Source organism: Georgenia sp. 311, from assembly GCF_006151955.1.
Classification (GTDB): Bacteria; Actinomycetota; Actinomycetes; order Actinomycetales; family Actinomycetaceae; genus Oceanitalea; species Oceanitalea wutianyii.
Genome location: NZ_VDFS01000035.1, coordinates 55,715 through 78,539, shown reverse-complemented (window position 1 = coordinate 78,539; position 22,825 = coordinate 55,715). Strand labels below are relative to the sequence as shown.

Here is a 22,825-nt window from a genome sequence, read left to right as displayed (position 1 = left end):
GCTTCGTGGACGATGATGTCGTGCCTGATGAGGTTTCAGTACTCCGAGGCGTCGTCGTCATCGAGGTCTTCCATCGAGTCCAGTTCCTCGTCGTCTTCTTCATCCGCAGGAGTGATGTCAGGGCGAGGCCAGACCTGCAGCGCGAGATGGGTGAGGTGCGCGCTGCGCTTCCCGATCCGGAACTCATCCCAGTCGGAGGCCCAGGTGGCCACCTCGTCGGCGTCGACGCCGGGCGGGGCAGATAGAATAGAGGCGGTCGTAATGAGCATGGTGCTCCTCTGCTGGAGCGCCGGCTTCTTGGCTGGCCAAGCCTGGTGCCGCATCTGGGCGTTCAGGCGCCCGTTGGTCAGGGTGAGATTTCCGACCATGTTGATCGCCTGCTCGCGCTTCGAGGCCGCGCGTTCATCGTTCTCGTTGGCGAGGGGCCAGTGTTCCCGCCACTTCTGCGGCATGACGTGCTCGATGTTCAGGTGCTCCCATCGGGCACGGATCGGGTTCGCGTCTTCAGCCTTATCGTCGCGCAGGTGGTTCTCAATCCCGGCGAAAAAGGCCCGCTGACGTGGGCGACTGAGGGCGTAGAAGTTGGACCCGAAGATGGCGGCGATGAACTCTCCGTCGTCGGGCCAGTTGCGTGTCTCCCCGGCCAGTCGGGCGAGTTCTTCTTCAATGGCATCGCCGGCGAGACCGTCCACACCCGCTCTAGCGCTCGCCGCCTGCAGAACAAACACGAAGATGCGGTTGTAATCCTTGCTCGTCAGTCCACAGAGCATTCGACGCGTCAGATAGGAGGCCAGCGCTCCAGCCGCCTTCTGACACTGCGCGTCGGACACGCGGTCGTCTCCGTAGATCCCCAAGATGAGCGGCCACACGGTATTGGTCTTGGTAGCAATCACGAGGTCCACCAGTGCCGCTGTTGGCTCGTCTGGCGGTTCGGTGACCAGCTGGTCATATAGGTCCGCGTATTTGCGGATCTCCTTGATGACCTCGCCCGCCCTGAAGCCACCGTCCAAGAGCCAAGCCTTGAACTCGTCGAACAGTCGCTCGACGGACACGACCTCGCCTCTCCGGACGGTCAGCCAGTAAGCGATCACCTGGTCCAGCCGACTCCGCTTGATGCGACCGGTCACGGTCTCGGCGCGCCACCGGCGTCCGTCGAGAGGGAGCCAGTGGTCCACGAGCAGCGACTCCGCGAGGTGGCGCTCGCCCTGATCCTCCACGAGGCGGAACAGCGAGTTCTTGACCAGGTCGGACTGCGAGAGCTCCACCCCCCGGTGGTTGAGCGCTTCAAAGATCACCTGAGCGTTGTCGGTCTTCTCCAGGGTAATGCGGACCAGTGCAATCCGGGTCTCCAGCGCACTGTGCAGGGCGTCCAGCCTGTCGCTTGGGTCGCCGTCACAGGTCGCCCAATCTCGGATGGCCTCTTCGAACCACAGTCGGGCCTCGGAGATGCGGTGAGCGTCATCCGGACACGGCGACTCGTCGTCCGGCTGTCGCACCGCCCACAGATACTGAGGGCGATCCTGCGGGAGTGGCCACAGCTTGTACCTGTCATCCGGCCACTTCTCGTGGACCGCCTTTTTGCTGTTCTCGACCCACTCTTCGAAGCGGCCGGCGGCGCTCTCGGCTCCGAGCTCGGTCGCTACCGAGCGTGCCGCCGCCAGCATCACCTGCAGGGTGGTCAGCCGCTGCTGCCCGTCGACCAGGATCGATCCGCCCAGGCGCTGTGGGTGGTTCGGGGTCGCCTTCACCACAATGGCACCGAGGAAGTACGTCGGTGGCTCGTTCGGCCACTCACCGCTGAGCATGTCGGCTACCACGCTGTCGGCCGCAGCGGCGATGTCCTCCCACAGGGGAAGCCAGTTGCGTTCCTTGCCCCACACGTACGGCCGCTGGAACATCGGGATCTCGTAGCGATGATTGTCGAAAAAGATGGACCCTAGCTTCACATCTCCGGCTTGCATACGACTCCTCGTGTTGGCTGCTCCGACTCTAAGCGGGCGAATCGCGACTCGCCAGCAGAACAAGGCGCACCTTGTCATATTCACCGCGATGCGACTTGTATGGCTGCTGCTGGGCCTTCTACAAGCGCAGCGACGGATCGCCCGCGGGACAGTGGCCAGCTGATCAACCGGCAGTCCTTCGGCGCGCCGATACCCGTTGGTCAACCGGGATGCGCATCGATGACCGCCGGACACGGTTGCCGCTACAGCATCGATGAATGGTCGCTGCCTTGGTTTCTCAGAGTCGGCTCCGGGCGCGATCGTCGACCACGAGGGCACGCGAAGCGCAGGTGAGTCACCTAATCAACGACCTCGTCGGGAGCGTCGCCGCTGGAGAATGACACTCACCCCCATCACCGCCCCAGCCAGTACTTGTCCTGAAGCGAAGACGATCCGCACTGCGGCGTTCTGACTTTCCCACGCGGCCAGCATCACGAGTTGGGCGAGGCCAAGCGCGAGTAGGACGAAGCCGCCAACCATGAAGAGCGTTGCCTGTCTGGACCAGGGCCATTCCACTTCGCTCATCCGACGAACCTAGTCGACCCGGTCCACATTCGTCTGGCGAAGGAGCTGCAGGGCCGAAGCACGCCTGGTTGCGCAGTGTGGATGGGCCCCTCCGCCAGAGGATGTACTCAGGGCTCGCAATTACGGACGCGGCCGGTCGCGTCAGCCGCGTCGGCCAGGCTAAGCGGCGGCGGTTGGTCGAGCGACTCGACGGCGGAGCCGACGGTGCGGGCGCGGTTAGAAACTGAGGCTCAGGTTCCAGTCCTGAGCCGGATCACTGGATGGCAGGTGGGGTGCTGGGCTGCCCGGGCCGTTGCGAACTTGTTCAGAAGCCGTATAGATGCTTACGCGCATTGAACGCGTCCCGGCCCCCCTCGAGGAGGTCCTCGGCGTAGGCACGGACCGACTGGATGTCGAGAGAGCCGACTCCGTCCGCCGCGGTGCGCCCATTCTGTCCGTCCCCTTCCAGGGTTACTACGAGCTCAGCGTCGCCGAGGACAGGGACATTGGCGTTGTGAGTGCTGACGATGATCTGTCGAACACCCTTAAGGGCTCGTAGCCGCTTCACAATGCCGTCGTAGATGAAGCGGTTATCAAGGTCATCTTCCGGCTGGTCGATCACGAGCGGGCTGTTGGAGGCGCTGAGCAGGAGCAGCAGTAGCGCAGTCGCCCTCTGACCTTTGGAGAGCTCCTCGAGCCGACGCAGATCGGAGCCCTGCCCCTTCGGCGCGAGGTTTAGGAGAACGTCGACGGCGAGTCCTACCGCGTACTCCTCCAGCTCTCGGAACAGCGGCTCTCCGGCGTCAAGAACCCCCCTACGTTGGGCCTCGGTGAGCCCGTACGGCTCGAGCCCCTCTGCACCGCTACGCGCCGAGGCGACGAAAGCGCGCACCGAGAAATCAGCAGCGTCGACCGCACGAAAGATCAAGGTCCGCTGGCCACGGACGTGCGAACTGATGACGTCCTTGATGGCCGTCCGGTCCGGGTTAGGAACTGGGCGAACGACGACCGCACGCGAGGTGGCGTTCGCCGCCCGAACGGCTTGGTGGAGTTCGTCGGTGATTGCTCTCTCGTTCTCGGCAAGTTGCGCGATCAAGGCCTCGCGCTTCTCTAGAAGTCTGGAGCGCCGGCTGGCCAGGACCGTGCGCTCCTCGGCGCGCGTGGTGAGCTTGGCCAGCTGCGCCGTCGTAGTGATGTAGGAGTCAGGGTCGTGCCCTTCCGCAATGAGACGGCGGAAGACCTCGTCATTGGCCTCGACCTCATCCTGCACCACGCCCGCCCATTCGGCGCGGGCCTGCGCCACCGTGGCTTGGGCGACAGTCAATGCCTCCTGGATTGCGCGTAGGTTGGCCTCGACAGCGTCTGCTGCGGTGGTGAGCGCCGCGTGAGCCGACTCCAGCACCTCCTTCCGTGGGCTTTCGTCGATGCCCGAGACGTCGGCTCGCACGGTCGCCAAGAGGGTGGCCGCGTCCAGCTCAGAGGTCCGGTTGGACACCAGTTGAAGCCGACGAGTGACCTCATTCAGCACTGCCTCGTCAGCGTCCAGGCGCCGCTTCGCAGCAAGTTTGTCGCCGAGGTCGCTCTTCTCAAACGCCAGCGACTGTTCGGTCAGACGCGGGATGTCTGCGAGCTCGTCCTCAAGGTTCTCTTGGCTCAGTTCCACTCTCGCCAGATCGGCGCGGTTCTCGGAGAGATCCCGCACGATGGCTGGTCGGCTGTTGGCTGCGACCGGGCGACCAGCGACTCTGGCGACCATTTCCGCCATCAGCTGCTTGTCTTGGGCGAGTTCGGCCAACTCATGCTGCCCAAAGATCTCCAGGCTGCCCACCACATCCTGTGGCCTCAGCGTCGTCACAGTTCCACTTGAATCCCGCACCACAGGAGGGTGCGGAACGGTCCGCTCGATCGTGTACCGCGCGGGCGATGGTGCGGCGACCTCCACGACGAGCGTTACCGTCGTGCCGGTGTGCAGCACGTTGCGGATGACATCATCGTGGTCTTTCTCCGCCGCAGCACCGATCGGCGCAATGTCCAGCACGTACCTCAAACTCTCGATGACGGTGGACTTGCCCGTGCCACGACCACCGATTAAAGACGTCAAATCATCGGCGAACCAGACCGTTTGACCGTCCAGGAAGCCGCCGTTCCACCTCATCTCCCGCAGAAGCACTGCGGCAGAGGTCGCGGGGTCGGCAAGGCTGATGCGCGTTTCGGGCGTGCGGACCGCATGCTTCAACCCAGCGAGCGACGGCTGGCACATCTTGAACCAGGTGGTCGCTCCCCCTGATGTGAGTGTTGAGGGGTGCGAAACGTCGTCGGCATGAACGGCGACGAGCGGATGCTTGCGCTCATATGGTGACCGGTTCGCGAGGATACGTACCTGATCACCAGCCTCCGCCACTCCCGGAGTGATACCAAGAACGTGCAGGTGCTCGCTCTGGAGAGCCTTCTCGAGAGGGCGCCCATTCATTCGATGGAGGAGGCCCGACGTCGGGACATTCACGTGCGCCGGTATGGCTAAGGCTCCCCGGCTCGCCGCTTCATCGACGATCTCGGCGAGCGGCTTCTCCGACAGCGCATGTGGCTCCTCGGACGTGAAACCGCACGCGCCGATCGCAAAGTTGATCCGCTCCATCGGAGTCCCCTCCTCGAAGATCACGAGGAGGTGAACACCCTCACTGGAGATCGCCTCGAAGCCCGGCAGTGCCGTGATATCGCGGGACTTCGCCGATTCGATGAGCCCCTCACCGGTCGAGGCCCTCCAGTGATCAGTTATAGCGACCAGCCTGACGCCCTCGGCTACGCATGCGTCCAGCAGTCCCTCGTTGTATGAGTGCTCGTCAGCGAACTTTTGCGAAGGGCTGGGGTTGCCGACATACGCGTACGGGTTCACCTGGAGCGCGGCACGGATCCACCGCGCGCTAGGAACGGGAAGCGAGTCGGCCTGGCGTTTGGCAGTCACTCCATTCACGGTAGTCGACATGCGTCGCTGCCTTGCTTGAATCCGGGCGGCCATCTGCGGCTTGCGAGAACTGGCACAGATGGGAGTCGCTGAACCGGCCGTAGCAGGCCCACCAGCACCGCAAGGGGATCGGCTCACGGAACGTCAGGAAGCGCGGCAGTACCGCATCCGGTCAGGCCCGGTTGTCGAGCCGGGTCGCTCTGCTTTCGCGAAACGTTCCCAGGCGGATTGCCTAGTCATGTTGAGGGAGTCGCCGATCTTCGCCCAGTTCCTCGTAGCCCTCCCACATGTAGATGCGTCATAGACGAGGAGCAAGCCGTGAGCGCGATTGCGACTGCGGCCAACGTCAGCCACGGTGCTCGGGCACTCCGGGCGATTGTCCGCATGCAGCGAGCCTGTCACCCCTCGATCCCACGCCGCAGTCGATCAGAACCGCTGACGCCACATCGTTGCGTACCCTCCTCCAGCTCTTTGCTGCCAGCACCGAGCGCTTCGCGAGGCCAGCCTGGCGTGCCGTAGGGCCGAGCGGATCGACATTGCGATCGCGCTGCTCCCCCTGGGATTCCGTGCGGAACCGCTCGCCGGCTTCGCGAGTCGGGCGTGCTTCTTCGCGGCGGGCCGGTGAGGTCGGCTGCCATGATCGGACGGTGTCGACGACTCTCACCCTTAACACCCGCACCCGCCACCGTGCTGAGGATCTCTTCGACCTGTCGCTCAGCATCGACACACACGTGGCGTCGATGGCAGGTTCCGACGAACACGCTGTCGCTGGAACCACCAGTGGACAGATTGGCTTGGGCGAGACCGTCACGTGGAGAGCGCGGCACCTCGGAGTGTGGTTCACGATGACCGCCGAGGTCATCGAGCTGGATCGCCCACGCCGGTTCGTCGACCAGCAAGTGCGCGGCCCCTTCCGGTCGTTCGTTCACGAGCACGACTTCCTCCAGGACGGCGGCTCAGCCGTCATGACTGACACCTTCACGATCGCCGCGCCAATCCTTGGGCGTCTGACCGAGCCGCTCCTCCTGGTGCCCTATCTCCGGCGTCTCATCACTCAGCGCAACAACCACATGCTTGCAGTGCTCGACGGGCGAGATTCCTGACCGTTTCGCAGGGCGATCGCCTGCCAGGACGGCCAGCTCGACCGCGCAGCGCGCTCGATCGCACCGGATGCGTTCGGCTAACGGGACGCCTAAGTCAATTCACATCGGCAGCCGTTGCTACTAGGTGCTTGCGATGGTCGTGGGATCGATGAGATTCGCGTTGATGCCTGCGAGGAACTGCGAGCCGATGGTTGTCAGCGACAGTTCCTTGCGCTTGGCTCCGGTACGCGGCGCGTCGACATCATCGCTGGCGACAAGGCCGGAGTCCTGGAGTCTCTTGAGGGTCCGGTAGAGGCCTCGCTCGGTGATCTGCCAGCCGGTGGTTGAGGTGACGCGGCCAGCGACCTCAGCGACGGTGGCCGGCTGATGAATGGCGATGAGTTGAAGGATTACCGGGGTGAGCATCGCCTTCTTGTAGGTCTCGATCCAGGATTCGACCCGACTGTCCACCCATTCTTGCGTCTCACTCGGGCGGGCGGTGTTCACCCTCAATCCTCCCAGCCGCGGCCAAGGACCACGCCGGTCAGATGGACAAGTAGCCCAAGGCCCCACACCGCGCTCATCACGAGCGTCGCGCCGAACCACGGGGTGGCCAGCAGGTTCTGGGCGGCTGCCTGGAGTGCTTCGGCGCCGGAGCTCAGGGCGACAGTGCCCACGACGGCATGGAGGTTGAACGACGTCGTGACGGTGACGAAGGCGATGGTGTGGGCGATGACTACACCGAAGCGGACCTGTGTGAGCTTCCTGTAGTTGTGCCATAGCCATGCCGCGATGCAGATAGCGACTAGGCCAGTGAGGGCTCCGGCAAGCGCACTGACTTCACCGCCGGTCGCTGCGATGACTGTCTGGATGAGCACCATCGCTGCGACCAGCCCCAGCGTGTAGGGCAGCAGGAGTGAGCGTGCATTGACCGTATCTGGCATGACGTTCGATGTGTCCATACCGGTACTGTACCAGTAGTACATGTCCCTTGACGTGCGACCGTCCCCGCGACACCAGGACGTGGCACGGGGTCGACCATGAGACGCACTTCCAGGGCGTGCGAGACCTCGACGCCGCCGCGCTCTCCGTGGCCGCGGCGGTGCTGACCAGGCACACCACGACGCCGACCGCCGGCGTCGCCGCGGTCTGGGAAGGGTGGGGCGGGCTGACGAGCGCGGCGGGCCGCGTGCAGCTGGTGCTGGCCTCCTCACGCCCTCGTCGTCTGATGGTGGCCGCACGGCACGGCGCGGCTCGGGTGCGCGACGCGGTGCGTCACCGCCTCGGCACCTCCGTGCGGGAGCCGGAGCCGGGCACCGGGATCCTGCCTCGGGAGCCGGCCGCCGGGCCGCGGTTCGGCCTGCACGCAGGGACCGGACGCCGCTACGTCCTGTTCGAGGCCGGTGCGGCGGACTTCGCGGACGTCGGATGGACCGCCCGGGCGCCATGGGTCGACGGCGATCTCTGGGCGCAGTCCCCCAGCATCATCTGGCCTGATGACCACGCGTGGGTGCTGGCCACCGAGATCGACTTCGACTCCACGCTCGTCGCAGGCACTCGGGCGCTGGTCGAGGAGCTCGTACAGACGCCGGGCATCGAGGTACTTCCCGTCCCCACCGACGCAGACCTCAGCTGGCAGGGGGACGCGCTCAACCGCCCTGGGTGACGTCCCAGTACTGCCTGCGGGCCCGGCATCACGTGGATGGGGTCCGTCGCCGCTCTCGGCGGCCGGCCGGTCACCGGTCGCGCGCCAACACGGTGTTCGACGCCTGCGCCCTGGGGCGCAGGACCATGAGGTCGACGTTGACGTGGTGCGGGCGGCTCAGGGCCCACGCGATCGCGTCGGCGACGTCCTCGGCGAGCAGCGGCTCGGCGACCCCCTCGTAGACCTTCGCGGCCGCCTCCTCGTCACCCAGCCGGTTGAGCGCGAACTCCTCGGTGCGCACCATGCCCGGCGCGATCTCCAGGACGCGCACCGGCTGGCCGACGAGCTCCAGGCGCAGGGTGGTGGCGATGGCCCGCTCGGCGTGCTTGGCGGCGACGTACCCGCCGCCGCCCGGGTAGGTGTCCAGCGCCGCGGTCGAGGACACGACGAGCACGTCGCCGGCGCCCGAGGCACGCAGGTCGGGCAGCAGCTCCTGGGTGAGGCGCAGCGTCGCCAGGACGTTGATCTCGTACATCCGCCGCCAGTCCTCCACGCGACCGTGCTCGACCGTGTCGGCCCCGAGCGCTCCGCCCGCGTTGTTGACCAGGCTGTGCAGCGGCCCGCCCGCGCGGACCTCGGCGACGAGCGCGGCGACGTCGTCCTCCTCGGTGAGGTCGGCAGGCACGACGGCGCAGCCGGTCTCGCGCGCGAGGTCGGCCAGGCGGTCGGCGCGCCGGGCGGTGGCGACGACGTCCCAGCCGTCGGCACGCAGCCGGCGCACGGTCGCGGCGCCGATCCCGCTGGAGGCACCGGTGACGAGCGCGCGGCGGGCAGGGGTGGGAGTGGTCCGGGTGTTCATCCCCCCATGGTGCCCGGCCCGGCGGGGGTGCGCGGCGCTACTGTGGCCTCCGACCACGAGGCGCAGCAGGAGGCGGCATGACCATCGGATTCGTCGGCGCGGGCACCATGGCGGGCGCCATCGTCCGCGGCATCACGGCGGCGGGAGTCGTCCCGGGCGCGGACGTGCTGCTCTACGACGTCGCCACGGACGCGGCCCGGCGCCTGGCCGACGACGTCGGGGCCACCGTGGCGCGCTCGGCGCAGGAGGTCGTGTGCGGCAGCGACGTCGTCGTGCTTGCCGTCAAGCCGCAGGTGCTGCCGGCCGTGCTCACCGACCTCGCCGGCGCCGTGAGCGACCGGCGACCGGTCCTCGTGTCCATCGCCGCGGGGATCACCCTCGGCGCCCTGGAGGAGCTGCTCGGGGGCGCGGACGTCCCGGTCGTGCGGGTGATGCCGAACGTCAACGCGATGATCGGGGCGGGCATGGCCGCGGTCTGCGGGAACGCGGCCGCGAGCGCCGAGGACGTCGCACGCGTCGTCGAGATGTTCGACGCCGTCGGTGGCACCGTCGAGATCGCCGAGAAGGACTTCGCCACCTACACCGCGATCGCCGGCTCCTCCCCGGCGTTCGTCTTCACCTTCATCGACGCCCTCGCCCGCGGCGCCGTCCGCGGCGGGATGCCCAAGGCGCTCGCCACCCGCATCGCCGCCCAGGCCGTGCTCGGCAGCGCCCGGATGGTCCTCGAGCGCGCCGAGGCCGGGGTGAGCCCGGCCGACCTCGTCGACATGGTCTGCTCCCCCGGCGGCACGACGATCGCCGGCATCGTCGAGATGGAGGAGGCCGGCTTCTCCCCCGCCGTCGTGCGCGGGGTCCAGGCCGTCATCGACCGGGACCGCGAGCTCGGCGGCTGACCCCCTCGCCGCGCCGAGGCGCGTTCGCGGCGTTACCGTGCCCTCGACACATCGACGGGGGAGGCGACATGGGCACCGCGGACGACCGGGCGACGACGCTCAACGGCAGGATCCTCGGCATCAGCCTGGCGGCAGCGCTCGGAGGGTTCCTCTTCGGCTTCGACACCGCCGTCATCAACGGCGCGATCGACGCGATGAGCACGGACTTCGGGATCAGCGGCTTCCTCCAGGGCTTCGCGGTCTCCTCCGCCCTGCTCGGCTGCATCGCCGGAGCCTGGTTCGCCGGCCCCCTCGCCTCCCGCCACGGCCGCATCCGGGTCATGGTCATCGCCGCGTTGCTGTTCTTCGTCTCCGCGATCGGCTCCGGCCTGGCTGTCGGCACGTGGGACCTCATCGCCTGGCGCGTGCTCGGCGGCCTGGGCGTCGGGGCCGCCTCGGTCATCGCCCCGGCCTACATCGCCGAGGTCTCCCCGGCCGAGATCCGCGGCCGGCTCGGCTCCCTGCAGCAGCTGGCGATCGTCCTCGGCATCTTCGCCGCCCTCCTGTCCGACGCGTTCCTCGCCGACACCGCGGGCGGCGCGGCGGAGGAGCTGTGGTTCGGGCTCGCGGCGTGGCGCTGGATGTTCATGGCCGAGGCCGTGCCGGCCGTGCTGTACGGCCTGTTCGCGCTGACCATCCCGGAGTCGCCACGGTTCCTCGTCGACCAGAAGCGCGAGAAGGAGGCCGCCGAGGTCCTGCGCCGGTACACCGGGGTCGCGGACACCACGGCCAAGATCACCGAGATCCGGGAGTCGCTCAAGCGTGAGCAGCGCGAGAGCCTCGGCGACCTCCGGGGAGCGCGGCTGGGCCTCAAACCGATCGTCTGGGTGGGAATCGGGCTGGCGGTGTTCCAGCAGTTCGTCGGGATCAACGTCATCTTCTACTACTCGACGACGCTGTGGCGCTCGGTCGGCTTCGAGGAGAGCCAGGCGCTGACGACGTCGGTCATCACCTCGGTGACGAACGTCGTCGTCACGGTCGTGGCGATCCTCCTCGTCGACAAGATCGGCCGCCGGCCGCTGCTCGTCGGCGGCTCGGCCGGCATGGCCCTCACGCTCGGGACGATGGCGGTGGCCTTCTCCCAGTCCCAGGGCACCGGCGAGGACGTCGCGCTGCCCCAGCCCTGGGCCACGGTCGCCCTGGTCGCGGCCAACCTCTTCGTCGTCTCCTTCGGCGCGACCTGGGGTCCGGTCATGTGGGTGATGCTCGGGGAGATGTTCCCCAACAAGATCCGCGCCACCGCGGTCTCGGTGGCCTCCGCGGCGAACTGGTTGGCGAACTTCGCCGTCTCGACCACCTTCCCGAGCCTCGCCGAGGTGGGGCTGAGCCTGGCCTACGGGCTGTACGCGTTCTTCGCGCTCGTGTCGTTCTTCATCGTCGTGTGGCAGGTGCCCGAGACCAAGGGCCGCGAGCTCGAGGACATGACCGACGAGTCCCGCCGCCGCAAGCCGGCCCCCACGTAGACCGCGTGGCCCCTGCCGGGGCGGCCGCTGTAGGCTGGCCGCGGATCACGGGCCCTGCCCGGAGACGGGTCACGTCCTGGACCCGCGGTCCCCGCGCGGCGCTGTGACTGCGCAGAGTTCCCTCGTCGAACCTGCCCCGGAGTCGCCCGTGTCCCGCCGCCGTACCGCCGTCCTGCTCGCCGTCCCCGCCCTGCTCCTCACCGCCTGCGGGACCGCAGGCGGTGAGGAGGGCGCCGACGCGACGCCGTCGCCGACCGCCGCCGACGCCGGGTTCCCGGTCACCGTGGCCACCTGCGGGACGGAGACCACCCTCGCAGCGCCGCCGGAGCGGATCGTCACGATCAAGTCCGCGGCGACCGAGATGGTCCTCGCACTGGGCGCCGGGGACCGGATCGTCGGCTCGGCGTTCGCGGACGGGCCGCTGCCCGAGGGCGTGACCGAGCCGCCCGTGCTCGCCGAGCGCAACCCCTCACGCGAGGCGGTCCTCGACCTCGCCCCCGACCTCGTCTACGCCGGGTGGGAGTCCAACCTGTCCGACGAGGGCGCCGGGGAGCGCGCCGGCTACGAGGAGCTGGGGATCTCGACGTACGTCTCCCCCTCCGCCTGCCAGGACCCGGCCCACCAGCCGAACCCACTGACCTTCGAGGACGTCTTCGCCGAGATCGAGGAGGCCGGGCGGCTCCTGGGCACCCCGCAGGAGGCCGCGGCGCTCGTCGCCGAGCAGCGCGCCGCCCTCGAGGCCGTCGAGCCCGACGGCGAGGGCCGCACCGCCCTCTGGTACTCCTCGGGCCGGGACACCCCGTTCGTCGGCGCGGGGATCGGCGCCCCGCAGATGATCATGGAGGCCGCCGGGCTGACGAACGTCGCGGCCGACGTCCAGGACACGTGGACCTCGCTGTCCTGGGAGGCGGTCGCCGAGCGCGCGCCGGACGTCATCGTGCTCGTCGACTCGGCGTGGAACACCGCCGCCCAGAAGGTCGAGGTGCTCGAGACCAACCCGGTGACCGCGGCCCTGCCGGCCGTGCAGGAGGGCCGTTACCTCACCGTCCCCTTCGCCGCGACGGAGGCCGGCGTGCGCAACGTCGCCGCCGTCGCCGACCTCGTCGACCAGCTCACCGCCCTGGGGGCCGGATGACCGACGCCGCCACCCGGGCACCGGCCCGCCCCTCACCGGGCACGACGCCGCCCGCCGGCACCGCCCGCCGGCGTCTCACCCTGCTCGCCACGCTCGCCGGACTGCTCGTCCTGCTCGTCCTCGTCATGACGTGGGCGGTGACCGTCGGCCCGGCCTCGATCAGCGTGGGCCAGGTGTGGGGCTCGGCGTGGCACCACGTGTGCTCGGCGCTCGCGCCGGGGCAGGTCACCTGCCCGGGCGACCCGTTGACCCCGGTGCAGGAGGCGATCGTGTGGCAGGGCCGCGGCGCCCGCGTCCTCGCCGCGGCTGCGGTGGGGGCGGGTCTGGCGGTCGCCGGGACCGTGGTCCAGGCTGTCGTCCGCAACCCGCTCGCCGACCCCTACCTGCTCGGGGTGTCCTCCGGGGCGGCTCTCGGCGCCGTCGCCGTCCTCGTCCTCGGCGTCGCGGTGCTCCTGCCGGTCGCCGCGTTCGCGGGGGCGGTCGCCGCGCTCCTGCTCACCCTCGCGCTCGCCGCCTCCCGCGGCGGGCTGCCGCCGGTGCGCACCGTGCTCGCCGGGGTGGCCGTCGGCCAGGCGTGCTCGGCCCTCGTCAGCCTCGTGATCTTCTGGTCGACCACCGGGGACTCCTACCGCGAGATCCTCTCCTGGCTCATGGGGTCCCTCGGCGGCATCACGTGGCCCGAGGCACTGCTCGCCGCCGGCGCGACGCTCGTCCTCGGCGGCGCGCTCGCCACCCGGTCGCGCGTCCTGGACGCCTTCGCCCTCGGGGACGTCGCCGCCTCCTCCCTCGGTGTCGACGTGCGCCGCGCGCGCTGGGTGCTGCTCGTGGGCGTCACCCTGCTCACCGCCGTCCTCGTCTCGGTGTCCGGCGCGATCGGGTTCGTCGGGCTCGTCGTGCCGCACGCCGTACGGCTCGTCCTCGGCGCCCGCAACCACCGCGTGCTGCCGGTCGCGGCGCTCACCGGCGCGGTCTTCCTGCTCCTGGCCGACACCGCCGCCCGCACCCTGTTCGACCCGCGCGAGCTGCCTGTCGGCATCCTCACCGCCGCGGTCGGTGCGCCGGTGTTCGCCGTCCTGCTGCGCCGGAGCCGGCTGTGAGCGCGGGGACGACGGCGCAGGCGGTACAGGCCGCCGCGCTCGCCGTCGCCGGCCTGCGGCTGAGCATCGGGGAGGCGCAGATCCTGCGCGACGTCGCTGCCCAGGTGCCGCCCGGGGAGCTCAGCGCCGTCGTCGGGCCCAACGGCTCGGGCAAGTCGACGCTGCTGCGTGTGCTCGCCGGGGCGCTCGAGCCGGACGGCGGGGCGGTCCTGCTCGACGGCCGCGAGCTCAGCGCGATGCCGCGGCGCGCCCGGGCGCGCGAGGTGGCGCTCGTCGAGCAGGACGGGGCCGCGCCGGCCGCGCTCGACGTGCTCGACGTCGTCCTGCTCGGCCGCACGCCGCACCGGCCCACGTGGGGCGCGGACTCCGCGGAGGACCTCGCCGTCGCACGGGACGCGCTCGAGCGGGCGGGCGCGGCGGACCTCGCCGACCGGGACGTCGCCACCCTCTCCGGCGGCGAGCGCCAGCGGGTCCACCTCGCCCGGGCGCTGGCGCAGTCCCCCCGGCTGCTCCTGCTCGACGAGCCGACCAACCACCTCGACGTCGCAGCCCAGCTCGACGTCCTCCACCTGGCCGGTGAGCTGGCGGGGGTCGGCGTCACCGTGCTCGCCGCACTCCACGACCTGGGCCACGCGCTGCGGTACTGCTCGCACGTCGTCGTCCTCGACGGGGGCCGGGTCGTCGCCGCCGGGCCGCCCGCCGAGGTGCTCTCGGCCGAGCTCGTCTCGCGCGTCTACGGGGTACGCGCGGAGCGGGTCGTCGTCGGCGGGCGGGACATGCTCCTGTACGAGCGGCGCTGACCGGCGCGGCTCCTAGCGGCCCACCTCCGAGAGCGTGAGCCCGGTGGCCGCGTCGAAGAGGTGGGCGCGGTCGAGGTCGACGCTGACGGACAGGCGCTCACCGAGCGTTCCGGTGACGGCCGGCCGGGCCTTGACCTTGAGCATCTCCTTGCCCACCTTGACGTCGACGACGGTGCGGTCCCCGAGCGGCTCGAGCCCGTAGAGCTCCCCGGCGAGCGCCGCGGCGCCGCGTGCCTCGACGGACACGTCCTCGGCGCGCAGGCCGAGCAGCAGCGGGCGCCCGTCCTCCGCCGTCGTCCACCGCGGTCGCGGCAGGGTCCAGCCCTCCTCCCCCACGAGCCGGTCCCCCTCGGCGCGGCAGGCGAGCAGGCTGATCCGCGGGCTGCCGACGAACCCGGCCACCCACTGGTTGGCCGGGCGGTCGTACACCTCGGTCGGGGTGCCGACCTGCTGCACCGCCCCCTCCCGGAGCACCGCGACCTGGTCCGCCATGGACAGCGCCTCGACCTGGTCGTTGGTGACGTAGACGAACGTGCCGCCGAGGCTGCGGTGGATCCGGGTGAGCTCGGTGCGCATCTCGACGCGGAGCTTGAGGTCGAGGTTGGTCAGCGGCTCGTCCATGAGGAACGCGCGCGGGTTGCGGACCAGTGCCCGCGCCAGGGCCACGCGCTGCATCTCCCCGCCCGAGAGCTGGGCAGGCTTGCGGGCGAGGAGCCGCTCGATGTGGAGCAGGTCGGAGACCTTCGCGACGGCGGAGGCGATCGCGTCGGCCGAGGCACCCCGCGCCCGCAGCGGCGAGGCGATGTTCTCGAAGACGGTCTTGCGCGGGTACAGGGCGTAGCTCTGGAAGACCATCGCGAGGTCGCGCGCGGCCGGGGTGTCACCGGTCGCGTCGCGCCCGTCGAGGTGCACCGTGCCGGCGTCGAGCCGCTCGAGGCCGGCGATGGCCCGCAGGGTCGTCGTCTTGCCCGCCCCCGAGGGTCCGAGGACGACGAAGAACGCGCCGTCGGGCACCTCGAGGGTCACCCCGTCGAGCGCCTGCACCTCACCGAAGGACTTGCGCAGCCCGTAGGCAGCCACCGTTCCCATCAGGCCACCAGCTCTTCCGTGCTCGAGTCGTAGACGGGCGGGGGCCCGCCGGTGTGCCGCAGTCCCACGGACTCTTCGGGGTCGAAGCGGACGGTCCGAGGCATGCGGACACGGACGTCCTGCTCCCCGCTGGTGACGACGTAGATGATCTCGTCGCCCAGCACCTCGACGGACACCACCTCGCAGGGCACCGTGTCCTGCGTGCCGGGCGGGGTGATCTCCAGTGCCTCGGGCCGCACGCCGGCGACGAGCGGCCGGTCGCGCCGCAGGCCGGACGGCGGGGTGAGGGCGAGCCCGCCGGGCGCGCGCAGCAGCCCGTCGGCAACCTCGACGTCGAGGAGGTTCATCGGCGGGGAGCCGATGAACGCCGCGCAGAACAGGCTGGCCGGGCGGTTGTAGACCTCCAGGGGCGTGCCGACCTGCTCCACCCGGCCCTTGTTGAGGATCGCGATGCGGTGACCGAGCGACATCGCCTCGACCTGGTCGTGGGTGACGTAGACCATCGTCGTGCCGAGCTCGGCCTGCAGGTGCTTGATCTCGGTCCGGGTGTCGGCGCGCAGCTCGGCGTCGAGGTTGGTGAGCGGCTCGTCCATGAGGAAGGCGCGCGGCCGCCGCACGAGGGCCCGGGCGAGCGCGACCCGCTGCTGCTCCCCGCCGGAGAGCCGGTGCGGCTTGCGGTCCATGAGCGGACCGAGGCGCATCATCCGGGCGGCCTCGTCGACCCGCTCGCGGATCTCCGCCTTGGGCATGCCCTCGGCACGCAGCGGGAAGGCGAGGTTGTCCCGGGTCTTGAGGTGCGGGTAGAGGGCGTAGAACTGGAACACCATGGCGATGTCCCGCTCGGCGGGCGGCAGGTCGTTGACCAGGGTGTCCCCGATGCGGATGTCGCCCGACGTCTGGCGTTCCAGACCGGCCATGGCGCGCAGCGTCGTCGTCTTGCCGCAGCCCGACGGGCCGAGCATGACGAAGAGCTCGCCGTCACCGATGGACAGGTCGACGTGCTCGACCGCCACCGTCCCGTCCGGGTAGCGCTTGTGCAGGGAGGTGACCTCGATGCCGGCCATCAGCGCCTCACCGCCCCGAGGGTCACGCCGGCGACGAGGTGCTTGCGCACCAGGTAGGCGAACACGAGGACCGGGAGCGCGAACACCACCGCCGAGGCGGCGACCAGGCCCCAGTTCACCGTGGTGCCGCCGATGAGGCCGGCGATGGCCGGTGGGGCCGTCCGCACCTCCTGGCTGGACGTGAGGAAGATGGCATAGACGAACTCGTTCCACGAGAAGATGAGCGCGAACACCGCCGTCGCGGCGATGCCCGGGATGAGCAGGGGCAGGGTGAACTTCCGGAACGCCTGCAGGCGGGTGTAGCCGTCGAGCATGGCCGCGTCCTCGTACTCCGAGGGCACCTCGTCCACGAAGCCCTTCATCATCCAGATCGTGAACGGCAGGTTGAACGCCGTGTAGATGAGGATGAGCCCGAGCCTGGTGTCGATGAGCCCGAGCTCGCGGTACATGAGGAAGACGGGGATGACGACGACGACGGGCGGCATGAACCGGGTGGAGAGGATGAAGAACAGCTGGTCCTTCTTGGCCTTCAGCGTGAACCGTGAGTAGGCCCATGCCGCGGGGACGCCGAGCAGGGTGGCCAGCAGGGTCGAGGACCCTGCGACCACGACGGAGTTGAGGAACGACTGGGACAGGTCCGAGCGACCCCCGCCGGGGGCCACGAAGACGTCCTTGTAGTGCTGCAGGGTGACGTCGAACCCGAGGAACTTCGCCGGGACGGCGTAGATGTCCTGGCCGGTCTTGACGGACGTCTGAAGCATCCACATCACCGCGAAGAGCGAGCTGCCCAGCAGCACGGCCAGCAGCGCGATCTCGATCGCGGACCGGGCCCTGCCGACGTTCCCGCGGCGCGCACGCGTCGAGCCGCGGCTGACGGGACCGGGGACGGCGTCGTCGACGGAGATCGCCATCAGCCCTCCTTGAGCTTGTTGAGGTAGCGCAGGTAGAGCTGCGCCAGGACGATGACGACGAGGACCATGAGGATCCCGTACGCCGAGGCGGCCCCGGTACGGAAGCCGAGGAACGCGACCTTGTAGATGTGGAACGACAACGTCTCGGTGGACACCCCCGGTCCGCCGTTGGTGAGGACGTAGACGAGGTCGAACTGGCGGAAGGCCTCGATGGCTCGGAACATCACCGCGATGAGGAGCAGCGGCCACACCATCGGCAGCGTGATGTTGCGGAACCGGAACCACTCCGAGGCCCTGTCGATGGAGGCTGCCTCGTACAGGTACTTGGGCACCGCGGTGAGCCCGGCGAGCGCGATGAGCATGATGAACGGCGTCCACTGCCAGGTGTCGACCAGGATCAGCGAGAACAGCGCCGTCCGCTGCTGGGTGAGCCACTCCACCGGTTCGAGCCCGAGGGAGACGAGCAGGCTGTTGACCACGCCGAACTGCGCGTCGAGCATGAAGCGCCAGAACAGCCCGACGACGACCGGCGAGAGCATCATCGGGACGAGGAACAGCGTGGTCAGCAGCCCGCGCCCGCGCGTGCGCCGCGAGATGAGGTACGCGATGGAGAAGCCGAGCACGGTCTGCAGGACGACCGCACCGGCGACGAACAGCGCCGTCGTCAGGGCTCGCGCGTGGACCTCCGACGACGTGAGGACGTCGGCGTAGTTCTCGAACCCGACGAAGCTGCCGGGCTCGCTGCTCGTGGCCGAGTAGTCCGTGAACGACAGGTACAGGGCCCACAGCAACGGGAAGACCGACATGCCGAGCAGCAGGAGCATCGCCGGGGAGATGAAGGCCACGGCGAGCCCACGGTCACGCAGGCGGGGGGAGCGCCCCGGTGAAGGAGGCAGGGCTGCTGCCTCCTCCACCGGGGCATCGATCGACGTCGTCATGCTCCGGCTCACAGCCCGCCGTCGCCGTCCAGCACCGACTGCTGCTCCCGGGCGATGTCGTCGAGTGCCGTCTGCGGGTCCTTGGCCCCGTTGAGGGCCGCGTTGACGTTCGTGTTCTCGATGTCGATGAGGCGGGCGTACTCGGGCACGTTCCACATGTCCCGCTGCCGGGAGACGGAGTCGGCGTAGACCTGGTTGAACGGTCCGGCCTCGAGGAACTCCGCGGACTCCAGGGCGTCCGTGCGCGAGGGCACGCCGCCGGCCGCGGCCCACTTCTTCTGGATGTCCTCCTGCTCGAACCACCGCATGAAGTTCAGCGCCTCGGCCACCCGGTCGTCGGGGGCGTAGGCCGAGATGTGCATCCCCATGCCGCCGAGCGGCACGAGGTCGGTCTCCTGCGTCGGCAGGGTGGCGAAGCCGAGCTTGTCGAGGATCTCCTCGCGTGTGTCCCCGAGCGTGGACTGCGCCGGGTCGAGGAGCCCGCCACTCGCCGCGATCCAGTTGAACGCGATGCACGCGCTGCCCTGCGCGACGGCGGCGTTGACCTCGTCGAGGAACCAGTTGCCGGAGCCGGGGGCCGTCAGCGGCTTCATCTCGTTGACGAGGACGTCCATCGCCCGCTGGCCGGCCTCGTCGTTGATGACGCCCTCGATCTGGCCCTCCTCACGGTTCCAGAGGTTGCCGCCGTAGAGGGCGTTGACCGTGTTGTAGGTGACCGCCGCGGCGTCCGAGCCGTTGGCCTGGTGGAAGGCGAGCCCGCTGACGCCAGGGTTGTCCTCCTGGCACTGCGCGGCGACCTCGATCATCTCGTCCCACGTCTCGGGGGGCTCGTCGCCGATGAGGTCCTTGCGGTAGATCATCGTCCACGTGTCGCCGAGCAGCGGCAGCCCGTACATGCGCGCGTTCTCGTCACGCTGCCCCGTCTCCGCCTGCGGGTACTGGCCGTAGGCCGCCAGGAGGTAGGGGTCGTAGGCGTCGGTCTCGATGTTCTCGTTGATGAAGTCGGTGATGTCGAGGATGTTGCCGTTCGTCACGGCCTCACCGATGTGCTGGGAGTCGAGGACCGCGATGTCGAAGTCCGTCTGTCGCGCGGCGAACTGGGTGAACATCGCGTCGTGCCAGTTCGCGTTCGGCACGGTGTTGACCGTGATGGTGACGTTCGGCCGCTCCTTGGTGTACTCCGCGTTGGCGAAGTCCTCGAGGAGCTGGGCGGGGGGCCACTCGAACCAGATGAAGCTGAGCTCGAGCGGCTCGTCGGTGAGCTCGGGGATCGTCGCGGGCGCTACGGGACCCTCTGCGTCCGCGTCGTCGGTGCTGCCCTCGCCGCCGCCGCCACAGGCGGCCAGGGCGAGGGCGAACAGCGTGGTCGCTGCCACTGCCCCAGCCCGGCGGCCGTGGCGAGAGCTCCGTCGGTCTCGCTGTGGGTTGGTCATCGGTACTCCTGCTTCCTGCCTCGGGGATGGTGCGGTCGGTTCCTTGCGGTGCGGTGTCACCAGGACGTCGCTACGTACTGGGTCTCCATGAACTCGAGCAGGCCCTCGGTGCTCCCCTCGCGGCCCAGGCCGCTCTGCTTGGTGCCGCCGAAGGGCGCGGCAGGGTCGGACACGAGCCCCCGGTTGAGGCCGACCATGCCGCTGTCGATGCTCTCGGCCAGCCGCAGCCCGCGGCCGAGCTCGCCCGTGTAGAGGTAGCTGACGAGGCCGTACTCCGTGTCGTTGACCATCGTGAGCATCTCCTCCTCCCGCTCGAAGCGGACCACCGGGGCCACCGGCCCGAAGATCTCCTCGTGCAGGAGGCGGGCGTCCGCCGGCACGTCGACGAGCACGGTCGGCGGGTAGTAGGAGCCCGGTCCGTCCTCCGGCCGGGCGCCGCCGAGGACGGCGCGGGCGCCGCGGGCGAGCGCGTCCTGGACGAGCTCGTCGACCTTCCGGACGGCGTCGTCGTTGATGAGCGGCCCGCACTGGGTGCGCTCGTCGGAGCCCGGCCCGACCCGGACGTCGGCCATCCGGGCGACGAGGCCCTCGACGAAGGTGTCGTGGACCGGTGCCTGGACGAAGAACCGGTTCGCAGCGGTGCACGCCTGGCCCCCGTTGCGCATCTTGGCGACCATCGCCCCCTCGACCGCCGCGTCGACGTCGGCGTCGGCGAGGACGACGAACGGCGCGTTGCCGCCGAGCTCCATCCCGCACTTGAGCACCTGGTCGGCGGCGGTGCGCAGCAGGCGGCGGCCGATCTCCGTCGAGCCGGTGAAGGAGAGCATGCGGGTGCGGGGGTCGGTGAGCACCGCCTCGATGACGGGACCGGGCCGCCTCGTGGTGAGGACATTGAGGACCCCGTCGGGCAGCCCTGCCTCCTGGAGCAGGGCCGCCACCGCGAGCGCCGTCAGCGGTGTCTCGGTGGCCGGCTTGAGGATCGCGGTGCACCCGGCGGCGAGGGCCGGCGCGATCTTGCGGGTCGCCATCGCCGCGGGGAAGTTCCACGGGGTGATGAGCACGCTGATGCCGACGGGCCGGTGGGTGACCACCAGCCGGTTGCCCCCGCCCGGGGAGAGCCCGACCTGGCCGCGCAGCCGGACCACCTCCTCGCCGTACCACCGGAAGAACTCCGCGGCGTAGGCGACCTCGGAGCGGGCGTCCGCCAGCGACTTGCCGTTCTCGAGGCTGATGAGGAGGGCGAGCTCCTCGCTGCGCTCGTGCATGAGCGTGTGGACGCGCAGCAGCAGCTCGGCCCGGGCGCGGGGCGCGGTCGCCGCCCACCCTGCCGCGGCGGCTGCCGCGGCGTCGACCGCGTCCTGGGCGTCCGGGACCCCGGCGTCGGCGACGGAGGCCAGCACCTCGCCGGTGGCGGGGTCGCGCACGTCGATCCGTCCCCCGTCGTGGCCACCGCGCCAGGCACCGGCCACGAGGAGGTCGGTGGGGACGTCGAGGCGGTCGAGGACCGGTCGCACGGACTCGTGCATCCTGAGGCTCATCGGGCAGCTTCCTTCGTGGTGAGGTCCGGGGCGGACGGCCCGGACGCCTGGCGCAGCGACGCCCGGTCGCCGCTGTGGGCGGCGCGCACGATCCGCTCCAGGGAGTCGGCGTCGACCGGACGGGGGTTGTTCGCGACGAGCCGCGCGGCCCCGAGGGCCTGCTCCGCCGTCCAGCGCAGCCGGTCGGCAGGCAGCCCGAGGTCGGCGAGTGTGGCGGGGATGCCCACGGCAGCGAGCAGGGCCGCGACCCGGTCGATCGCCTCGTCGGCCAGGTCCTCCTCGGCGGCGTCCCGGGACGCGCCCATCGCCAGGGCGACGGCGGCGAGCTCGGGGACGCGGGCCGGCCGGTTGAACTCCATGACGTAGGGCAGCAGGACCCCGACCCCGACGCCGTGCGGGGTGTGGGTGAGCGCGCCGACCGGGTACTGGATCGCGTGGGCCACGGCGGTGCCGGCCGTGCCGAGGGCGAACCCGCCGGCGGTGGCCCCGAGCATCATCGCCTCGCGCGCCGCCATGTCGGTCGGGTCCGTCCACGCGCGCACCAGGGCGCCGGCGATCTGCCGGACGGCCATGAGGGCGTAGGTGTCGGTCAGCGTGTTCTTCCCGACGAAGACCCGCTCCGTGGCGAGCTCGGCGCTGACCGGACGGCGGATCGCGGTGAAGGCCTCGATCCCGTGGGACAGGGCGTCGGCGCCCGCACTCGCGGTGAGGGCGGGCGGGCAGCCGACGGTGAGCTCGGGGTCGCACACGGCGGTGTGCGGGATGAGGTGTGGGCTGGAGATGCCGACCTTGCTCACCCGCTCGGGGTCGGTGAGCACGGCGACGGGTGTCACCTCCGACCCGGTCCCGGCGGTCGTCGGCAGCGCCACGACCGGCATCACCGGGCCGGGCACGCGGCACTCCCCGTAGTAGTCCGACGGCGCTCCCCCGTGCGTGAGGAGCACGGCCACCGCCTTGGCGAGGTCGAGACAGCTGCCACCTCCCATGCCGACGACGACGTCCGGCTCGGCGTCGGCGGCGAGGGCGGCGCACTCGATCACCTGGTGCACGGGGACGTCCGCGAGCACCTCGGCGAAGACCGTCACCCGCACCCCCGCGCCCTCGAGCAGCCCGACGAGCTCGGCGAACTCCTCCGTGGCACCGAAGCGGGCGTCCGTGCAGACCAGGGCCCGGGAGCCGAGAGCGGCGGTGAGGCTGCCCAGGGCGCGACGCTGCCCGACGCCGAACACGACCTGTCGAGGTGCACGCAGGACACCGAGCATGCTCATGGGGGCTCCATGGGTAGTGGAAGAAGCCGGCGGGACGTACGCGACAATGCGATGTGGATGAAGCGCCGATGCTTTCCGATACGATCCGATGTGCCGAGATCATGG

Annotated in this window: 20 protein-coding genes; 7 read left to right on the top strand and 13 right to left on the bottom strand. The window is 70.0% G+C overall.

The window, feature by feature from the left end:
• Positions 1-35: 35 nt before the first annotated feature.
• The 3 genes from FHE66_RS06170 to FHE66_RS06160 form a co-directional block, all read right to left on the bottom strand.
• A complete protein-coding gene (locus FHE66_RS06170) occupies positions 36-1,961 on the bottom strand; it encodes a DUF262 domain-containing protein (RefSeq protein ID WP_176554673.1) in 1,926 nt (641 codons plus the stop codon).
• A gap of 342 nt (positions 1,962-2,303) precedes the next feature.
• Positions 2,304-2,525 (bottom strand): hypothetical protein, encoded by a 222-nt coding sequence (locus FHE66_RS06165; protein WP_139072095.1) that lies wholly within the window; start codon positions 2,523-2,525, stop codon positions 2,304-2,306.
• Between the two features lie 304 nt (positions 2,526-2,829).
• A complete protein-coding gene (locus tag FHE66_RS06160; protein WP_139072094.1) occupies positions 2,830-5,466 on the bottom strand; it encodes a TrlF family AAA-like ATPase in 2,637 nt (878 codons plus the stop codon).
• 647 nt (positions 5,467-6,113) lie between these two features.
• On the opposite strand from FHE66_RS06160, the gene FHE66_RS06155 reads away from it, so the two are divergent.
• Entirely contained in the window at positions 6,114-6,569 is a 456-nt protein-coding gene (locus FHE66_RS06155; protein ID WP_139072093.1) for an SRPBCC family protein, read from the top strand.
• Positions 6,570-6,689: 120 nt separating this feature from the next.
• On the opposite strand, the gene FHE66_RS15410 is transcribed toward FHE66_RS06155, so the two are convergent.
• Positions 6,690-7,055 (bottom strand): PadR family transcriptional regulator, encoded by a 366-nt coding sequence (locus tag FHE66_RS15410; RefSeq protein ID WP_176554672.1) that lies wholly within the window; start codon positions 7,053-7,055, stop codon positions 6,690-6,692.
• Positions 7,056-7,057: 2 nt separating this feature from the next.
• Positions 7,058-7,510, bottom strand: a complete 453-nt coding sequence (locus tag FHE66_RS15405) for a hypothetical protein (RefSeq protein WP_176554671.1) — start codon at positions 7,508-7,510, stop codon at positions 7,058-7,060.
• Between the two features lie 98 nt (positions 7,511-7,608).
• On the opposite strand from FHE66_RS15405, the gene FHE66_RS06145 reads away from it, so the two are divergent.
• On the top strand, positions 7,609-8,214 hold the full coding sequence (locus tag FHE66_RS06145) for a hypothetical protein (RefSeq protein WP_139072091.1): 606 nt from the start codon (positions 7,609-7,611) through the stop codon (positions 8,212-8,214).
• 70 nt (positions 8,215-8,284) lie between these two features.
• Here FHE66_RS06145 and FHE66_RS06140 read toward each other — a convergent pair whose 3' ends face one another.
• Positions 8,285-9,052, bottom strand: coding sequence for an SDR family oxidoreductase (locus FHE66_RS06140; protein WP_139072090.1), 768 nt, complete (start codon positions 9,050-9,052; stop codon positions 8,285-8,287).
• A gap of 77 nt (positions 9,053-9,129) precedes the next feature.
• On the opposite strand from FHE66_RS06140, the gene proC reads away from it, so the two are divergent.
• From proC to FHE66_RS06115, 5 genes are all read left to right on the top strand, one after another.
• Entirely contained in the window at positions 9,130-9,945 is an 816-nt protein-coding gene (gene proC, locus FHE66_RS06135; protein WP_139072089.1) for a pyrroline-5-carboxylate reductase, read from the top strand.
• 68 nt (positions 9,946-10,013) lie between these two features.
• On the top strand, positions 10,014-11,447 hold the full coding sequence (locus FHE66_RS06130; protein ID WP_139072088.1) for a sugar porter family MFS transporter: 1,434 nt from the start codon (positions 10,014-10,016) through the stop codon (positions 11,445-11,447).
• A gap of 148 nt (positions 11,448-11,595) precedes the next feature.
• Entirely contained in the window at positions 11,596-12,582 is a 987-nt protein-coding gene (locus FHE66_RS06125; RefSeq protein WP_139072087.1) for a putative F420-0 ABC transporter substrate-binding protein, read from the top strand.
• Positions 12,579-13,679, top strand: a complete 1,101-nt coding sequence (locus tag FHE66_RS06120) for an iron chelate uptake ABC transporter family permease subunit (protein ID WP_139072086.1) — start codon at positions 12,579-12,581, stop codon at positions 13,677-13,679. Before FHE66_RS06125 ends, FHE66_RS06120 begins: the two co-directional genes overlap by 4 nt.
• On the top strand, positions 13,676-14,479 hold the full coding sequence (locus FHE66_RS06115) for an ABC transporter ATP-binding protein (RefSeq protein WP_139072085.1): 804 nt from the start codon (positions 13,676-13,678) through the stop codon (positions 14,477-14,479). The genes FHE66_RS06120 and FHE66_RS06115 overlap by 4 nt, the downstream gene beginning before the upstream one ends.
• 12 nt (positions 14,480-14,491) lie before the next feature.
• On the opposite strand, the gene FHE66_RS06110 is transcribed toward FHE66_RS06115, so the two are convergent.
• From FHE66_RS06110 to FHE66_RS06080, 7 genes are all read right to left on the bottom strand, one after another.
• The gene (locus tag FHE66_RS06110; protein WP_139072084.1) at positions 14,492-15,568 is read right to left on the bottom strand and encodes an ABC transporter ATP-binding protein; all 1,077 of its coding nucleotides are present in this window, start codon (positions 15,566-15,568) and stop codon (positions 14,492-14,494) included.
• Complete coding sequence (locus FHE66_RS06105; protein ID WP_139072083.1) at positions 15,568-16,632, bottom strand: ABC transporter ATP-binding protein; 1,065 nt, start codon at positions 16,630-16,632, stop codon at positions 15,568-15,570. The genes FHE66_RS06110 and FHE66_RS06105 overlap by 1 nt, the downstream gene beginning before the upstream one ends.
• The gene (locus tag FHE66_RS06100; protein WP_139072082.1) at positions 16,632-17,543 is read right to left on the bottom strand and encodes a carbohydrate ABC transporter permease; all 912 of its coding nucleotides are present in this window, start codon (positions 17,541-17,543) and stop codon (positions 16,632-16,634) included. Before FHE66_RS06100 ends, FHE66_RS06105 begins: the two co-directional genes overlap by 1 nt.
• Positions 17,543-18,481 (bottom strand): carbohydrate ABC transporter permease, encoded by a 939-nt coding sequence (locus FHE66_RS06095; protein WP_139072081.1) that lies wholly within the window; start codon positions 18,479-18,481, stop codon positions 17,543-17,545. The genes FHE66_RS06100 and FHE66_RS06095 overlap by 1 nt, the downstream gene beginning before the upstream one ends.
• An 8-nt stretch (positions 18,482-18,489) precedes the next feature.
• Positions 18,490-19,857: an extracellular solute-binding protein gene (locus FHE66_RS06090; RefSeq protein WP_218013631.1), complete on the bottom strand. Its 1,368-nt coding sequence runs from the start codon at positions 19,855-19,857 to the stop codon at positions 18,490-18,492.
• A gap of 113 nt (positions 19,858-19,970) precedes the next feature.
• Positions 19,971-21,452, bottom strand: a complete 1,482-nt coding sequence (locus FHE66_RS06085; RefSeq protein ID WP_139072079.1) for an NAD-dependent succinate-semialdehyde dehydrogenase — start codon at positions 21,450-21,452, stop codon at positions 19,971-19,973.
• Positions 21,449-22,720: an iron-containing alcohol dehydrogenase gene (locus FHE66_RS06080; RefSeq protein WP_139072078.1), complete on the bottom strand. Its 1,272-nt coding sequence runs from the start codon at positions 22,718-22,720 to the stop codon at positions 21,449-21,451. The genes FHE66_RS06085 and FHE66_RS06080 overlap by 4 nt, the downstream gene beginning before the upstream one ends.
• Between the last annotated feature and the right edge of the window lie 105 nt (positions 22,721-22,825).

Coding starts and splice junctions, on each gene's coding strand:
- FHE66_RS06100 (WP_139072082.1), bottom strand. CDS start 17,543: ATGGCGATCTCCGTCGACGACGCCGTCCCCGGTCCCGTCAGCCGCGGC.
- proC (WP_139072089.1), top strand. CDS start 9,130: ATGACCATCGGATTCGTCGGCGCGGGCACCATGGCGGGCGCCATCGTC.
- FHE66_RS06130 (WP_139072088.1), top strand. CDS start 10,014: ATGGGCACCGCGGACGACCGGGCGACGACGCTCAACGGCAGGATCCTC.
- FHE66_RS06105 (WP_139072083.1), bottom strand. CDS start 16,632: ATGGCCGGCATCGAGGTCACCTCCCTGCACAAGCGCTACCCGGACGGG.
- FHE66_RS06165 (WP_139072095.1), bottom strand. CDS start 2,525: ATGAGCGAAGTGGAATGGCCCTGGTCCAGACAGGCAACGCTCTTCATG.
- FHE66_RS06080 (WP_139072078.1), bottom strand. CDS start 22,720: ATGAGCATGCTCGGTGTCCTGCGTGCACCTCGACAGGTCGTGTTCGGC.
- FHE66_RS06110 (WP_139072084.1), bottom strand. CDS start 15,568: ATGGGAACGGTGGCTGCCTACGGGCTGCGCAAGTCCTTCGGTGAGGTG.
- FHE66_RS06120 (WP_139072086.1), top strand. CDS start 12,579: ATGACCGACGCCGCCACCCGGGCACCGGCCCGCCCCTCACCGGGCACG.
- FHE66_RS06140 (WP_139072090.1), bottom strand. CDS start 9,052: ATGAACACCCGGACCACTCCCACCCCTGCCCGCCGCGCGCTCGTCACC.
- FHE66_RS15405 (WP_176554671.1), bottom strand. CDS start 7,510: ATGGACACATCGAACGTCATGCCAGATACGGTCAATGCACGCTCACTC.
- FHE66_RS06095 (WP_139072081.1), bottom strand. CDS start 18,481: ATGACGACGTCGATCGATGCCCCGGTGGAGGAGGCAGCAGCCCTGCCT.
- FHE66_RS06170 (WP_176554673.1), bottom strand. CDS start 1,961: ATGCAAGCCGGAGATGTGAAGCTAGGGTCCATCTTTTTCGACAATCAT.
- FHE66_RS06085 (WP_139072079.1), bottom strand. CDS start 21,452: ATGAGCCTCAGGATGCACGAGTCCGTGCGACCGGTCCTCGACCGCCTC.